This window comes from Rothia uropygialis (genome assembly GCF_004137765.1).
Lineage (GTDB): Bacteria > Actinomycetota > Actinomycetes > Actinomycetales > Micrococcaceae > Rothia.
This window is the reverse complement of sequence record NZ_NOIS01000004.1, coordinates 314,812-329,787: the sequence shown is the minus strand read 5'-3', so window position 1 is coordinate 329,787 and position 14,976 is coordinate 314,812. Positions and strand designations below refer to the sequence as shown.

At 62.3% G+C, this 14,976-nt stretch carries 16 protein-coding genes and 1 riboswitch; of the genes, 10 read left to right on the top strand and 6 right to left on the bottom strand.

From position 1 onward, the window contains the following. Positions 1-62 precede the first annotated feature (62 nt). Positions 63-1,361 (bottom strand): Na+/H+ antiporter NhaA, encoded by a 1,299-nt coding sequence (gene nhaA / locus EWV35_RS10800; protein WP_129661751.1) that lies wholly within the window; start codon positions 1,359-1,361, stop codon positions 63-65. Positions 1,362-1,648: 287 nt separating this feature from the next. Here nhaA and EWV35_RS10795 point away from each other — a divergent pair, with 287 nt between their 5' ends. Beyond that, the gene (locus tag EWV35_RS10795) at positions 1,649-2,170 is read left to right on the top strand and encodes a MarR family winged helix-turn-helix transcriptional regulator (protein ID WP_238654417.1); all 522 of its coding nucleotides are present in this window, start codon (positions 1,649-1,651) and stop codon (positions 2,168-2,170) included. Positions 2,171-2,225: 55 nt separating this feature from the next. Here EWV35_RS10795 and EWV35_RS10790 read toward each other — a convergent pair whose 3' ends face one another. Then, positions 2,226-2,984, bottom strand: coding sequence for a GntR family transcriptional regulator (locus tag EWV35_RS10790; RefSeq protein ID WP_129661749.1), 759 nt, complete (start codon positions 2,982-2,984; stop codon positions 2,226-2,228). A 160-nt stretch (positions 2,985-3,144) separates the two neighbouring features. Here EWV35_RS10790 and EWV35_RS10785 point away from each other — a divergent pair, with 160 nt between their 5' ends. The 5 genes from EWV35_RS10785 (at position 3,145) to EWV35_RS10765 (ending at position 6,995) form a co-directional block, all read left to right on the top strand. Beyond that, the gene (locus tag EWV35_RS10785) at positions 3,145-4,215 is read left to right on the top strand and encodes an ABC transporter ATP-binding protein (RefSeq protein ID WP_129661748.1); all 1,071 of its coding nucleotides are present in this window, start codon (positions 3,145-3,147) and stop codon (positions 4,213-4,215) included. Next, positions 4,212-4,898 carry an ABC transporter permease gene (locus EWV35_RS10780; protein ID WP_129661746.1) on the top strand — a complete coding sequence of 229 codons (687 nt, stop codon included), beginning with the start codon at positions 4,212-4,214 and terminating at the stop codon, positions 4,896-4,898. Before EWV35_RS10785 ends, EWV35_RS10780 begins: the two co-directional genes overlap by 4 nt. Further along, on the top strand, positions 4,895-5,566 hold the full coding sequence (locus tag EWV35_RS10775; RefSeq protein WP_129661745.1) for an ABC transporter permease: 672 nt from the start codon (positions 4,895-4,897) through the stop codon (positions 5,564-5,566). The genes EWV35_RS10780 and EWV35_RS10775 overlap by 4 nt, the downstream gene beginning before the upstream one ends. After that, positions 5,563-6,492, top strand: coding sequence for an ABC transporter substrate-binding protein (locus tag EWV35_RS10770; protein ID WP_238654414.1), 930 nt, complete (start codon positions 5,563-5,565; stop codon positions 6,490-6,492). Before EWV35_RS10775 ends, EWV35_RS10770 begins: the two co-directional genes overlap by 4 nt. 62 nt (positions 6,493-6,554) lie before the next feature. Then, positions 6,555-6,995, top strand: a complete 441-nt coding sequence (locus tag EWV35_RS10765; protein ID WP_129661742.1) for a DoxX family protein — start codon at positions 6,555-6,557, stop codon at positions 6,993-6,995. 3 nt (positions 6,996-6,998) lie between these two features. Here EWV35_RS10765 and EWV35_RS10760 read toward each other — a convergent pair whose 3' ends face one another. Then, positions 6,999-7,868 carry a LysR family transcriptional regulator gene (locus EWV35_RS10760; protein WP_129661740.1) on the bottom strand — a complete coding sequence of 290 codons (870 nt, stop codon included), beginning with the start codon at positions 7,866-7,868 and terminating at the stop codon, positions 6,999-7,001. Between the two features lie 45 nt (positions 7,869-7,913). Then, positions 7,914-8,474, bottom strand: a complete 561-nt coding sequence (locus EWV35_RS10755) for a pyridoxine/pyridoxamine 5'-phosphate oxidase (RefSeq protein WP_129661738.1) — start codon at positions 8,472-8,474, stop codon at positions 7,914-7,916. 948 nt (positions 8,475-9,422) lie between these two features. After that, positions 9,423-9,515: riboswitch (TPP riboswitch) on the top strand. On the opposite strand from EWV35_RS10755, the gene thiM reads away from it, so the two are divergent. From thiM to EWV35_RS10735, 4 genes are all read left to right on the top strand, one after another. Further along, positions 9,506-10,345 carry a hydroxyethylthiazole kinase gene (thiM, locus tag EWV35_RS10750; protein ID WP_129661736.1) on the top strand — a complete coding sequence of 280 codons (840 nt, stop codon included), beginning with the start codon at positions 9,506-9,508 and terminating at the stop codon, positions 10,343-10,345. It overlaps the preceding riboswitch by 10 nt. A 32-nt stretch (positions 10,346-10,377) precedes the next feature. Then, positions 10,378-11,028 carry a thiamine phosphate synthase gene (gene thiE / locus EWV35_RS10745; protein ID WP_165168525.1) on the top strand — a complete coding sequence of 217 codons (651 nt, stop codon included), beginning with the start codon at positions 10,378-10,380 and terminating at the stop codon, positions 11,026-11,028. Further along, positions 11,028-11,945, top strand: a complete 918-nt coding sequence (gene thiD, locus EWV35_RS10740; protein ID WP_129661925.1) for a bifunctional hydroxymethylpyrimidine kinase/phosphomethylpyrimidine kinase — start codon at positions 11,028-11,030, stop codon at positions 11,943-11,945. Before thiE ends, thiD begins: the two co-directional genes overlap by 1 nt. 14 nt (positions 11,946-11,959) lie before the next feature. Then, positions 11,960-12,664: a TenA family protein gene (locus tag EWV35_RS10735; protein WP_129661722.1), complete on the top strand. Its 705-nt coding sequence runs from the start codon at positions 11,960-11,962 to the stop codon at positions 12,662-12,664. Between the two features lie 57 nt (positions 12,665-12,721). Here the strand turns inward: EWV35_RS10735 and EWV35_RS10730 are convergent, their stop codons facing one another. After that, a complete protein-coding gene (locus EWV35_RS10730; RefSeq protein WP_129661720.1) occupies positions 12,722-13,183 on the bottom strand; it encodes a universal stress protein in 462 nt (153 codons plus the stop codon). A gap of 33 nt (positions 13,184-13,216) precedes the next feature. Beyond that, positions 13,217-14,704 carry a CitMHS family transporter gene (locus EWV35_RS10725; RefSeq protein WP_129661718.1) on the bottom strand — a complete coding sequence of 496 codons (1,488 nt, stop codon included), beginning with the start codon at positions 14,702-14,704 and terminating at the stop codon, positions 13,217-13,219. Positions 14,705-14,976: the final 272 nt, after the last annotated feature.

Genomic DNA, 14,976 nt, shown 5'->3' with positions numbered 1-14,976 from the left:
CTTGCCTTCCAACAAGGGATGTTCCACACGGATGCGGTTTGGACAGTCTACTGAGGCTCTGCTCAGGATAGCGGCAGGTACAGGTCGGACTCACCCGGTTGTCCACAGGAATTCCCAGGGGCCCACCGTGGCTGGCGCGCATAGTGTCTGCTCCTGACGGCCAGGAACGAACCCCCGGAGACCGCTGCGAGTACGGATGCCGAAAGAACGGCAACCTTCGCGGCGTCGCCCAGCGGAGTGTCTCCGCCGAAACTCAGCTCTGCGATCAGCAAGGAAACCGTGAACCCGATCCCGGCCACGAGCGAGACGCCGAAAACGTCTGGCCAGCGGATGCTGGGATCCACATTGACTCGGCGAAAACGGGTGACCAGCCACGTCGCTCCCGTGACTCCGAGGCACTTGCCGGCCAGGAGACCGACGACGATCCCCACGGCGGCCGGGCTGCTGATGGATTCGGAGAATCCGCGGAAACCTCCGATGGCCACGCCGGCCGAGAAGAACGCGAATGCCGGTACGCACAGGCCGGCGGACAAGGGCCTGATGCGGTGCTCCATGACCTCCGCGAGACCTCCGGGGGCGGAGTCCGGAGTTCTGGAACCGCGTTTGACGGGGACGCAGAAGCCCAGGAGTACGCCAGCGATGGTTGCGTGGATACCCGAACCAAGGAAAAACGCCCATGTCAGAGCGCCCAGCGGTAAGAGCAGGAGCCACGCGGAGCCCGGCTTGAGATGGATCAGCCTCTCGCCCCGGTAGGCGATGAACGCATATGCGGCCAGGGGAATTAAGGCAAGCGCGAGGTACAGGTAATTGAGATCCGAGGTGTAAAAAACCGCGATGATCGTGATCGCAATGAGATCGTCGACCACGGCCAATGTCAGGAGAAAAGTTCGGAGAGCCCCCGGGAGGTGCCGGCCCACCACGGCGAGCACCGCGACCGCGAAGGCGATGTCCGTAGCCGTGGGGACAGCCCAACCGCTCAATGCTTCGCCGCCGGAGCTGATCGCGACGGCCGCAAAGATCAGGGCCGGAAGCGCGACTCCGCCCACCGCAGCGGCCATGGGAACTATGGACTTGCTCGGGTCGCGCAGCTCGCCCACGGCGAATTCCTTCTTGAGCTCCAAGCCCACGATGAAGAAGAACACCGCCAGCAATCCGTCGGCGGCCCAGTGGCCGATCGACATATCGAGATCGAGAGAACCGATGCTGAATCCGAGGTGGTGGTCGCGAACCGAAAAATACCAAGAAGAGGCACCGCTGTTGGCCAGAACCATGGCCAGGAGTGTCGCGACGAGGAGAAGCGCCCCGCCGGTGGACTCTTGATGCAGAGTCGCGGCGAAGCGGTGAGGGGCACGGTGTGACATGAGAGGTCTCCGGTGATGGGAAGGATCGGAAAATCTTTGTTTCGAATTTTGAAGCCGCGTTCCACGCTGGCTTGCCGACCAGACTTCCCGGCACACCTGAAATCCCCAGTATAGGCGAGACCGCTGACGGGTTCTGCGTTCCGCGTCACGAGGCGTGCACAAGTCCGCCCATGTCAGAAGGTGATGCCGGGCATTTCGAAGACCGAGGATCGGCAATCGATTGGGGCATAATGGCATGACCTGCTGATGGTGCAGGAGCAGAGATACGTCAAGTGGAAGGTTGTCCGGTGTCCCACGCGCCCCAAGCCCAGCGCGAGCCGCAGTGGCTGACGCAAGAAGAGCGTGAAGCCTGGTTGTGCCTCTCGGCGATCATGTTTCAGCTGCCCGGACAGCTGGAAAACCAGCTGCAGCGAGATTCCAACCTTGGATTCGTCGAATACATGGTCTTGGCCATGCTCTCCGAGGCCCCTGACCAGCATCTGACGATGACGGAGCTGTCCTCGCAGACAAATACTCGGCTCGCCCGACTTTCACGGGTCGTGAAACGGTTGGAGGAGGATGCTTACGTTACGAGGACAACCTCGGAGGTCGACCGGCGCGTCAGCATCTGCCATCTTCGCCCGGCCGGGCACGAAGCCGTCATCGAGGCGGCCCCGGGCCACGTGGCGCAAGTGCGTGCCGCCGTGTTCAACCGTCTGACCAAACGCCAGGTCACTCAGCTCGCCGGAATCGGCGAGGCATTGTTGGGTGGAAAACCGTCGTCGATCGTCGCGGCTCAATTGGCGCAAGGAGCCCGTCCCCGTGGATGAACGTCGGTAATGGCAGGTCCTGGCGCCGAGCCGATCGCGGTTCCGCGGTCTAGGCTCACCGTTGCGGCGATGCTCCGGTCGCGGTGAAGAAGATGTGAGCATCGGAGGACACGAAGATCGACTCCCCGTACAAAAAGGGGCCCCCGTCCGCCGAATACGCCGTGATCTGCAGCGACAGGCGTGGTTGACGATCCGAAATGCTTAACGTGCGGGCTTCGTCCCGCGAGGGAACCAGAAGGGAAACGCTCAAGTCCTGCTGGGCGATGCTCACCCCGTGTTCCCGTTCCAGATAACCGTAGAGCGACTGCTCCCGAAAATCTTCGTCTTCGATCCCCGGGAATTGTCCCGGAACGAACCACGTGCGCGACAACTGATGGACATTCCCATCAACGTATCGGCGTCGTGACATGTGGAAGACCTCGGAATGCGGGTCGACGCGCAGGGCTTTCGAAACGGCCATATTGGCCTGGACCGGCCCGAATTCCAGAACGTCGGAATGGACCCGATGCCCGAACCCGGTCAGTTGACCGAAAAATCCGGTGAAACGACTGTCGAAATGTTCGCCCTGGTCGACGTGGTTTTCCGAGGTCGTCGGCTCGGGGCGGTTGACCTTGGTGCCGTGCCCGCGGTGCCGGGTCACGAGGCCGTCGCGGGCGATTTCCTCGATCGCCCGTCGCATCGTAATTCGCGAGACTGAGTACTCTTGGCACATTTCGGTCTCGGTGGGCAGAAGAGCGCCGTCGTCGAGGCCGGCGATTCGGGCGCGCAATTGCCGTTCTACTGCGCGGTACTTCGGCATTGAAGCGGTGGACACGCGACCTCCTGCAGAGCTCCGGGTGGTTCCTGATGGTTCGTAAAGTATCTTTTTCGAGTCCTGAACCTAAAGTATGACGCAACTTCCTCGCATGGCAGGCCGCGATCCGCGACGGGTCTGACGTACCATCGATACAGCAGTCTTACTCAAAGGAACCTCCATGCCACTAGGAAAAACGGACGCGATTGAGTTCATCGGAGTCTCCAAGGAGTATGGCTCCACCGCCGCTGTGGACGAACTGAACCTGGCGATTCCGGATGGACTCATCACGGTTTTCGTCGGCCCCTCCGGATGCGGGAAGACGACGTCGTTGCGCATGATCAACCGAATGGTCGAGCCGACCCACGGACAAATACTGATCCAGGGGAAAGACAACCGGGAACAATCGGCCTATGAGCTGCGCCGTTCCATGGGGTACGTGATGCAACAGTCCGGCCTGATGCCGCACCGTACCGTGGCGGACAATATCTCGACCGTTCCCCGGCTGAATGGCGCCTCGAAGAGCGAGTGTCGCGCTCGGGCCCTCGACCTGATGGACACCGTCGGCCTGGATCGAGGGTTGGCCAAGCGGTACCCCGCCCAACTGTCCGGCGGCCAGGCTCAACGAGTGGGGGTTGCCCGCGCACTGGCCGCCGATTCCCCGATCCTCCTGATGGATGAGCCGTTTTCGGCCGTGGATCCGGTGGTTCGTGCCGATCTCCAGCGTGAGCTCATCAGGCTCCACGAGACGCTCGAGCGAACCATCGTCTTCGTGACTCACGACATCGACGAAGCCGTGACGCTGGGGCAGAGGGTCGCCGTCTTCGGGGAAGGCGGTCGAGTCGCCCAGTTCGGCAGCCCGGAAGAGATTCTGCGCGAACCGGCGGATGATTTCGTGGCGTCTTTCGTCGGTCACGACCGTGGCACGCGCCGGCTCACGTTCGCTTCCGGTGGGGAAGTCCCCATCCACCCGTTGGACTCAGAAACTCGGCCCTGGGGCGATTGGGACCTTGCGCTCGACGACGCCGGCCGTCCAGCGGGCTGGCTCATCGACGGACGCAATATCATCGGGGGAAGCCTCTTCCCCCGGGGCGGAAATCTGCGCGATGCGTTGGACTCGGTGCTTTCTTCCCCTTCAGGGTGGGGAGTCGCTGTGGACGAAGACGGAAAAGCCCTCGGTCTGCTGGCCTCCGACGACGTCATGGACGCGGCGGCGAGAGAGCGGCGCAGCCGTTACGGGGTAGGCCTATGAGCTGGCTCTTCCACAATCTCTCCTACGTGGGCGAGCTGACCGGGTTGCATCTGCTCCAGTCGGTTCTTCCGGTCATCATTGGGACCATCATCTCGATCCCGATCGCACGTTTTGCCGCTGTTCGTCGTGCCCGGGGCGCGGAAGGTTCCGGGCGGGCCGCCAGAGCCCGCGCGGGCAAAGCACGACGCGGCGTCGTGGTGAATGCGGCGGCATTGCTGTACACGATTCCTTCGTTGGCGCTCTTCGTGCTGTTGCCCCTGATCCTCGGCACCGCGATCACCTCCCTGACCAACGTGATCATCGCGCTGAGCCTGTACGTCATCGCGATGATGGTCCGTTCATGTGTGGACGCATTCGAGTCCGTCGACGGCGCCGTGCTCGACGCGGCCACGGCGGTAGGTTATCGATCAGCACGTCGCTTCTGGACGGTCGAGCTTCCGCTGTCGATTCCGGTGATGGCCGCCGGACTCCGTGTGGCCTTGGTATCCAACATTTCGATGGTTTCGGTCGGTGCCGTGATCGGGATCCAGTCGCTCGGTACGCTCTTCACGGATGGTCTCCGGCGCGACTTCACCACGGAAATCGTGGTGGGCATTGTGTTAATCGCGATTATCGCCATCGTGCTCGACCGCCTGGTTGCCTTGGCCGCGTCGGCCGCTACTCGTTGGCAGGTGAGGTCATGAACGTTGTCCAAGAGACGTGGAATTGGTTCACGGATCCGCAGTCATGGGGCGGTTCCGGCGGCATTTGGGTGCGGCTCGGCGAGCATCTCGAGTACACGGGACTCGTGCTCGGAATAGCAGTGGTCGTCGCGATCCCGGTGGGACTTTGGCTAGGGCACACGCGGCGGGGTGGAAACGTGGTGATCGGCTTGACCGGCGCGTTGCGCTCCCTGCCGACGCTGGGCCTGCTGACCCTGTTCGCCCTGTGGATCGGCATTGGCCTGACCGCGCCGGTTCTGGCGCTGGTGATTCTGGCCGTTGCCCCGCTGCTTGCCAACGCATACGCCGGGATCGCCGCGGTCGACCCGGCCGTCGTCGATGCCGCACGGGCCCAAGGAATGAAGGAATGGCAGATTCTGACGCAAGTGGAGATTCCCAATGCCGTGCCGATCCTCTTCGGCGGAATCCGTAATGCGACCCTTCAGATCGTCGCCACCGTCACGGTCATGGCCTATATCGATTTGGGCGGGTTGGGTCGTTTCCTGATCGACGGGCTGGCCGTCCGAGACTATTCCCGCATGGTTGCGTCGATGCTGCTCGCCGCTGTTCTGGCCCTCGTGCTGGATGGCATTTTGGCCTTGGTGCAGCGCGCGCTCACCTCACCCGGTCTGGTCAAGGAGGAATCGTGAATCGTACATCGGTGAACGCCTCGCGGCGCCAGGCGCTCGGCCTGGTTGCGGCCGCGTCAGTTCTGGGGCTGACCGGGTGCGGGCTGTCCGGGGAGAACGCGCTCGGCCCGTCCAAGGGCAAAGGCACCGTGGTCGTCGGTTCCGCGGATTTCGTGGAATCCCAGATCATCGCGGAAATCTACACTGCCGCGCTCAATAATGCCGGGCACAAGGCGGAAAGTCAGCCTGCGATCGGGGCCCGTGAAGCATATATCGGCGCAGTGCAACAGGGGAGCGTGAGCGTGGTCCCTGATTACTCGGGAAACCTTTTGCAGTATTTCGACGAGAAGGCGACCGCGAGTACTGCCGAGGACATCATGCAGGCCCTGCGGGCCGCGGTTCCGGAGGGGTTGCAGGTTTTGGACCCGTCTCCGGCAGAAGACAAGGATGCTCTCGTGGTGACCCAAGAAGTCGCACGGAAGTACAACCTGAAATCGCTGGAAGACTTGGGCAAAGTTTGTTCGAGCCTCAAATTGGCGGGACCGCCCGAGTTCCAAGAGCGGGCGTATGGGCTGCCGGGGCTGAAGGCCAAATACGGGTGCGTGCCGGCCAAGTTCTCTCCTATCAACGACTCCGGCGGCCCCTTGACCGTCAAAGCCCTGACCGATGACCAGGTGCAGGTTGCGGACATCTTCACGACGACGCCCGCGATCGAGAAGAACGACTTCGTGGTGCTTCAGGACCCCAAGAACAATTTCCTGGCGCAGCAGGCCATTCCGCTGGTCCGAAAAGATCAGGTTCCGGAAGCGGCCCAGGCGGTGCTCAACAAGGTCTCCAAGACGTTGACCACTGAGGACCTGATCCACCTCAACGACAGGGTCAGTGGAGACGAAAAAGCCTCAACCGTTCAGGCTGCCAAGGACTGGGTTTCGGAGAAGGGCCTCTGACGGAGTGCCCATCGTCACGGAAGACCCCCACCAAACTACTTTACCTGTAAAGTGAAAAAACTATGAGTTACCCACAGAATCCGACCTTGTCCGCGCCTCTGGGCCTCCTGCTTCTGCGTGTTGGCCTGGGCATAGTCTTCTTGATGCACGGTCTGCAAAAGTTCAACGAGTGGACCCTCGACGGAACCGCCGCGAACTTCCAGCAAATGGGAATTCCATCCCCTGAGCTCTCCGCTGCGGTGGCCGCCTATGCCGAGTTGATCGGCGGTATCGCCTTGATCGTCGGTGTGCTCTCTCGGCTTGCTGGGCTGGTTCTGGCTATCGATATGTTCGGGGCGATCTATTTCGTTCACGGTTCCCAGGGGTTTTTCGCCGCGGACGGCGGATACGAATCCGTTCTGGTGCTGGCCCTCGCTTCGCTCGCTGTTTTTCTCCTGGGTCCCGGTCGATTCGCGATCGCTGGCGCACTCGAGGGACGTCGTGGTTGGGGAGCTTTCGCCTAGAGCCTAGGCCCGATCCTCTGGGCGGCGGGGGAGAGTCGAGAGCGCGGCTTTCTTGAACTCCTGGATCGCGCGGGAGCTCGAGCCCATGCGCCACGCCAGGCAGAGGGGCACGGGTGGGGCTTCGTCGAGTGGGACGAATGCAACCCTCGAGTGCCCGTACGACGCCGCAGCCGAGGCCGGTGTTGCGCCCACACCCTTGCCTGCTGCGACCAGGGTGATCCATTCGTCGTAATTGGCGCATTCGATGATTGAAGCAGGCCTATGCCCGGGCTCCCAGAGGGCCGGCCGCGTATTGCCGCTCAGCGTATTGACCACCACGGGATGTCGGCCGAGTTCTTTCCAGGGGATCGATGTTCGCCGGGCCAATGGGCTCCCAGTGCTGACAGCGGCGACACGCGGTTCTCGGAAGAGTTCCAATGTTTCGATTTCTGTCCCCGTGAGGCTCTGCCGCGTGAGAGCAACGTCCACGGCGTGGTTCAGCAATGAGGAGCGTACGTCATCATGCCTGGTCAGATGCGTGCTGATGCCGCTGGAACGCTCGAAGGCTGCCAAGGTCCGGGAAATCCACGGGTCGGGGAGGGCCCATGGGAAACCAATGCGAAGCTCCTCCGACTCATGAACCTCGGCGATGGCGTCCTCGATATCCCGGAGGATGACCCTGACTCGTTCGAATAACCTTTGCCCCTGAGGAGTCAGGTCTACGGAACGGGAAGACCGGTCCAGCAGAGTAACCCCGCCGAGGCGAGCCTCCAACTGTTGGATGGTTCGGCTCAAGGCCGGTTGGGTGATGTGCAGGCTGCGGGCGGCGGCCGTGAACGACTTCTTCCGGCCGACCGCCTCGAACGCACGGAGATGCCGCAATTCCAGGTCCATGACTACTCAGAATAGACCGCAGGAACCCGGGCCGTTGGCCCGAATCTAGCCCGCTGGCGTCGTGACCCGGTGATTTTCCCACCCGGAACCATCCCGGGTGTATTCCACGCGGGAGTGATTCCGGTCCTCGCGAGCCTGCATGAATTCGTACTCCGTGGGAGCGAGGGAATAGAGCCGCCAGTCCGGATTGGGCTCGCCGGTATAGCTGGGTCGTTGCTCCCAATCGCGCTGGGACTCCTCGTCGCTCAGGGCAACGACGTTGCCCGTGACCCTGACCTGCCGGCCCGACTCGCGCCAGAAGAAGATCATTGATGCGCGGGGGTTCTGATCGATGTGTTGCCCCTTGCGCGAGGTCTGATGCGTTGAGAACTGGAATCCTCGATCGTCGATGTCTTTGACGATGAGCGTGCGTCCGACTGGGGTGTCTCCGTTCTTGATGGTCGTGAACGTCATCGCGTGTGGTTGACGGTTTCCCGCCCCGATCGCCTCGTTGAACCACTCCAGGAAAAGGTCCATCGGATCTTCGGGAACCCGTTCCGGGTCGAGGACTGGGAGGTCCTGAGGGAAAGAAGGCAGGCTGCGTAGATGGTCGCTCAATGTGCTCATGCCTCGATCGTAGGTGCTGCAACGGGTCTCGGGGCAGGGACATGTGCGAAGGGAATGCGGCTATGCGCGAAGGGCCTGGACCGAACTGTCTTCGGGGCGCGAACGGGGGCAAAAAGCTCTCTCGATTCGGGGCGATTCCACACAGGCGGTGGAGAAAGTTATCCACAGGTGTGCACAACGATGTGTACAACTCGAACATCTGTCCTAAAAGTACGTTGGGGAGAATAAAACACGACGCTTCTCCCTAGGTCCCGGGATCGAATATCGCAGAAAAGGCTGCTCGAACTACAGAAGTGTAAGTTGTCCACGGCTGGGGACATGTGTGTGGATAAAGTGTTGACGGCCAGTGTGCGGTCGGGGTGGGTTCCGCATGTTCATGCGGATCGGGCGAGGAGGGAGGAGCGAGCCGCCAGACATTCCGGGGGCCTATGATGCCGCGGAACGCAAGGAGAAATCGCGTTACAACGCTCTCACCCCGGACCGAATGCGAGGTTTCCCCGGACCATGATCGCGTCAACAACGTCATGCGGAAGTTGTCCACAGATATCCATAACCTTCCACAGGGAAGTGACCTCAGCGGCCGATTTCTCCACCTGCTGTGTGAAAAGTTATCCACAGGTGGGGATAAAAATCTGTGTTTGAGGTTCGTGAGGCGTCTGTGGGCGACGCCAGGGGCCCAGATTGCGGCGTGGCTATGGAAAAATACCCGCACGTACACACTGCAATGACAAGGTTTGCGCCGTGGGACGCGTCCGCGAACCCACCGGTTGGGAATCGACGTGGGTTTCGTGGAGTCACATTTGTGTAAGTTCTCCACACTGTGGATAGTTCTTGTGGATAAACCCTCCGGGCCGTGGGAAAACGTGCTGGCGGCGTTGCGTGACCTTTCAGGGACGGTTTTCATCCGCGGGACACGAGCTAAAGTGATGGGAGGCGCAATGGCGCGCCGACAGTGACAAGGGGTGCCCCGTTCGGCTGAGATAAGACCCTTTGAACCTGATCTAGCCAGCACTAGCGAAGGGATCGTCACCATGACTGATTCACCGGAAAATCACCGCGCCTCCCGCGGCATCGTCGGCCCGGCCGAGGCCGTTCGAGGGTCATCGCCCCTGGCCCATTGCTTGACCAACGCGGTTGTCAAAGAAATCACGGCCAACGTTCTGCTCGCCGTCGGGGCTTCGCCCGCAATGGTCGAACACCCCGAGGAAGCGCGCATCTTCGCTGGGATGGCCGACGGGGTGCTCGTGAACGTCGGGACGGTCTCGGAAGATCAGATCGCGGCAATTCGGGCCGCAGTCGAAACCGCGGGATCTGCGGGTGTGCCCTGGGTTCTGGATCCGGTGGCGGTCGGCGGCCTTCCCCTGCGCACCGAATTCGCCCGGGATCTCGTTGCCCAGCGTCCGACTGCGATTCGCGGCAACGCCAGCGAAATCGTCGCCCTGGCCGGACAGGGAGGTGGCGGCCGCGGGGTCGAGTCGACCGATGCCGTGGAAATTGCCCTCGATGCCGCGCGCTCCCTCGCAGACACCACCGGCGGCGTCGTCGCGATTTCCGGGGAGCGCGATGTGATCGTCTCCGCGAACCGGACCACGTGGCTGACCAGCGGTCACGAATTCATGCCGCTGGTCATCGGGACGGGGTGCTCGCTCGGGGCCACGGTCGCGGCGTATCTCGGAGCCGCCCGTGCGGCTGGTTTGGCCGACCATGACGCTGTTTTGGCGGCCCATGCCCATGCGGGCGCCGCAGGCTCCTTGGCAGGTCGAATCGCCGACGGTCCCGGGTCCTTCCACGTGCGGTGGATCGATTCGCTCTACGAGCTCTCCCCGGCCGGGATTGGCCGCCTTGTCGAGGTTCACGAGGAAGCCCAGTGATACCTCCCGCGACTGATTTCTCACTGTATTTTGTGACGGATACGAAGCTGTGTGGTGGTCTCGACCGCGTACCGCACGTCGTGTACGAGGCCGTGATGGGCGGCGTCGGTGTAGTGCAGGTCCGCGACAAAGAGCTATCGGATGGTCGCTTCGCCGATCTGGCGCGCGCTTGCGACCATCAGATGCGTCGGGCCGAGCAGGACTCGGGCAGGTCCGCCCAGCTGTTCGTCAACGATCGACTGAGTGTGGCCGCAGATCTGGGGCTCAACGTCCACGTCGGACAATCCGACGCCGCCGCGGCTGATGCGCGTGCGGCGCTCGGCCCCGACCTCATGGTTGGGCTGTCGGTTTCGACGCCGGATGAGGTCCGTGCCGCGGTGGCTGAACGTCACGCGGACCTTCTGGGCATCGGCCCGGCCTGGACCACTCCCACCAAAACCGACGCCGCCCCGGCCCTGGGGCCCGATGGGGTATCCGAATGCGCGGAGATAGCCCGGACGGGAGGGCTCGTGAGCGTAGCCATAGGAGGAATCAATCCCTCAACTGCCACTGAATTGGCAGGCGCGCCCATTGACGGCCTGTGCGTCGTCTCCGCAATCTCTGCCGCCCAAGATCCCAGAAAGGCGGCGGCCGAATTGCTGAGCCTCGCCACCATGACACTCAACAGAGGACGTGATTCGTGATGCGCCCGCCCGTCGCCATGACCATTGCCGGTTCGGACCCTTCGGGTGGGGCCGGAATCCAGGCCGACCTCAAGACCTTCAGTGCCCTCGGGGCTTATGGGTGCGCTTGTATGACGTCGTTGACCAGCCAAAACACGGTTGGGGTCCGAGGGGTACACAACGTTCCGGAAGACTTCGTGGTCTCTCAGATCGAGGCGGTCATCGATGACGTGCCGGTGGATTCCACCAAGATCGGGATGCTCGGAACCGGGGAAGTGGTTCGTTCGCTCGCAGGCCTCATGAGCGAGCGGCGTGACAGCTTCGGGACCGTGATTCTCGACCCGGTCATGGTGGCCACGAGCGGAGACACCCTCCTGAGCCAGGACGCCGACGCAGCGATCCGCGCCGAGCTTTTGCCTCTCGCGGACCTCATCACCCCGAACCTCCCGGAAAGTGCTCGGTTGTTGGGACATCCCGACCGTGTTGCCGACTCGCTCGAGGACATGCGGTCCCAGGCCGCAGAGCTTCTCGAGTTGGGGCCCCGTGCAGTCCTCCTCAAGGGAGGGCACCTACGAGACGGGGAAGCCGTGGATGTTCTCGCGATATCTCCGAGGCAGTCTCCCGGTGACGGCGTGCCGGGAGCTCCGGCGGGCGAACCGACCGTTATCGAATTGACTGCGCCCCGCGTGGAAACACGGAACACTCACGGAACCGGGTGCACCCTCTCCTCGGCGATCGCGGCTTTTTCCGCGCGGTGGGCCGTGCACCAGGCCGATCCGGGGGACCGAACGATCGACGATGCTGCTCTGACGGCTGCGAGCAGAGATGGCAAGAACTTCTTGACCCGGGCACTAGTGGACGGCGCGTGCTGGGAACTCTCACGGTTGCCGGAGCAAGGTCATGGCCCCGTCAACCACTTGGCCCAGATCCTCCGATGAAGGAAAGCGATCCGATGAATCAATCAGCGACGAATCATGACGTGTGGGCCACGGGAGAATTCACGAGGCAACTGTGGGAAGATGCTTCCGGGATTTTGGGGCGAGTGAATGACCTGGAGTTCCTGCGTCAACTGGGCGAGGGCACTCTGGCCCCGGAGATCTTCGTGGAATACATCTGCCAGGACGCATTCTACCTGAGCAACTATTCGCGGGCCCTGGCCGTGTTGGCCTCGAAGGCGCCGACCGCGGAAGCTGCCGGGTTCTGGGCAGGCTGCGCCAACACCGCGGTCGCCGAGGAGAAAGTGCTGCATTCCCAACTCATGAACGATCCTCTCCTCGCCGGTTGCCCTCGAGCGGAATCACCCTCGCCGACCACGCGCGGGTACATGTACACGTTGCTCGCAGCTTGTGCTTACGAACCCTACGAGGTTGGCGCCGCCGCCGTGTTGCCATGCTTCTGGATCTACGCGGACGTGGGGCGGCGACTGTCGGATCATTCGGCCGCGGTGAAGGATCATCCCTATGGCCGGTGGGTAGAGGAATACGGCGATCCTGCTTTTGCGGAGGCCACCCAAAAGGCCATCGGCCTGGTGGAGGAGGCAGCGGCCTCGGGCACCGACGCCGTCCGGAAACGCATGCGAGAGGTTTTCCTGGACGCCTCCCGCTTCGAGGAAATGTTCTGGGAATCGGCCTATCGCGGGGAGAAGTGGAGTCTGTGACGCCCACCGCGTGCCAAACGGTCTTTCAATTCTCCCCGGGCCAGGCCCTGCGCTACTCTATTTGACCGTCAGCACAGGACACTCCGCCTCAAGGATCACCCGTTGGGCGCTCGAGCCGAGAAATAGTTTCATGACTGGGGACCGGCGTCGAGTTGCCAGGACAATCAGCTTGGCATGGTGCTCTACGGCCAGATCGAGGAGCTGATCCGCGACGTCGTCCCCCGGGCGCTGAATTTCGAACTCCAGCCCTGCTTCGATGATCTGCAGGGACACTTCCTTGACGACTTCGATGCGGCTCGCAGAGGGGCTTGTGGTGCTGTCCGTGGCGTACACGACCACGCGAAGCGCCGCCTTTTCGCGGTCGGCCGCGGCGATCGCTTCCCGCAAGACCCTCGGGCTCGCATCCGTGCGGTACCCCACGACGACGGTGCGTGGGGCGCGGTCGATCCCGTCCGAGGACGAGACTCTCAGCGAGGGCTCCGGCATCGAGCGGGAAGGTTTCGAATAGAAATCCGTCATGATGTGCTCCTTCTGGGGTGGACCGAGTATCGACTAGGCGCTGCCGATCGCGACGACGCCGACCAGCACGCCCACGGCCAGCATGACCAGCGAGACGACCAGCGCTCGCCACAGCACTTTCTTGTGGTGGTCGCCGAGTTCCACCCCGGAGAGCGAAACAAGCAGCAGGATGGCCGGAACGAGGGGTGACTGGAGGTGAACCGGTTGTCCGGTGATCGAGGCACGGGCCATATCGGTGGCAGGGATTCCGTAGTGAGACGCGGTTTCGGTGAGAACCGGAAGGATTCCGAAGTAGAAAGCGTCATTGCTCATGAAGAACGTCATGGGAATCGACAGGATGCCGGTGATGACGGCCAGGTACGGGCCCATCGAGGAGGGAATGACGTCTACGAGCCATGCCGCCATGCCGTCGACCATGCCGGTACCGCTCATCACGCCGGTCAGGACACCGGCGGCCATGACCATGGCCACGACCGAAATGATCGAGGTCGCATGGGATGCGAGTTCTTTCTGTTGTTCCTTGACGCCACGGAAGTTGACCAACAGGGCCACCACGGTACCGATCATGAACAGATAGGGCAGGGGGAGAACGTCCATGATGAGTAGGACCATGATCGCAACCGTCAGAACCAGGTTGAACCAGAACAGACGCGGGCGGAGGGTCGAACGGTTCGGGTCCAAGGCGGTGTCGGTCAGCGTCGAGGCGGCCTGTCCTTCGCCGTCGAATTGGTTGATCACCAGGGCCTGGGTTGCAGGCCCTCCCGAAGAGGTCTGGGTGGCCGAACCTTCTCCGTCTCCGGGCGCCGAGTGGGAGCCGATCGGGCCCGAACCATGACGCGCTGCGGAAGAGTCGGATCCTGTGGTCTCGACGTCGTGCGTTGCGCCTTCGACCCAAGCCACGCCCTTCTTCTGAAGGCGACGGCGCTCCGAGCGGCCCAGCAGGAATGAGAAGGCGAAAGCTACGATGAGGCCGACGACGAGCGAGGGCACCATGGGTGCAAAGATCGCGTTCGCATCCAAGTGCAGGGCCGAGGCGGCGCGAGCCGTCGGCCCGCCCCACGGAACGATGTTCAACGTTCCATTGATCAGTCCCGCGGTACAGGTCAGAATCACCGGAGACATCTGGAGGCGCTGATAAATCGGCAGCATCGCGGCCGTGACCACGATGAACGTCGTCGAGCCGTCACCGTCCAATGACACCGCCCCGGTCAGTACGGCGGTGCCCAGCACCACCTTGACCGGATCGTGGCCGCAGAAGCGCAAGATGAATTCGACGAGTTTGTCGAATAGCCCGACGTCGATCATGATGCCGAAGTAGATGATCGCGAAGAGCAGCAGCGCGGCCGTCGAGGACATGGACTCAATGGCATCCATGACCATGTCGCCGATGCCCAGCCCAGCCCCGGCGAAGAGTCCGAAGATGGTCGGGATGAGAATGAGTGCCAGAACTGGCGAAAGTTTCTTGGTCATGATGAGGGCCATGAAGACCAGAATCATGACGAATCCGAGAAGGACGATCACGGGCTTCTCCTTCGAAGTGTGTTGTGATGCGGAATACACCTTAGGGAAACCTGGGAAGGTGGTGCGCGCTTGTGCTCACTGATCGCTTTCTGCTCATTGAGCACCTTGTGCGCATTGTGCTCACACACGCACCGCGTGAGATGTTTGTTCCCCTGCGGTGACCGACCGAAAAGCTCGATGTCGGTCGGTGCCCAGCCTGAAATCGTTGAAGTCACCGGCACGTCGGATAGTCCAGCGCGCATTGTCTGACGTCTGATGTTGGGTAAAGTGGA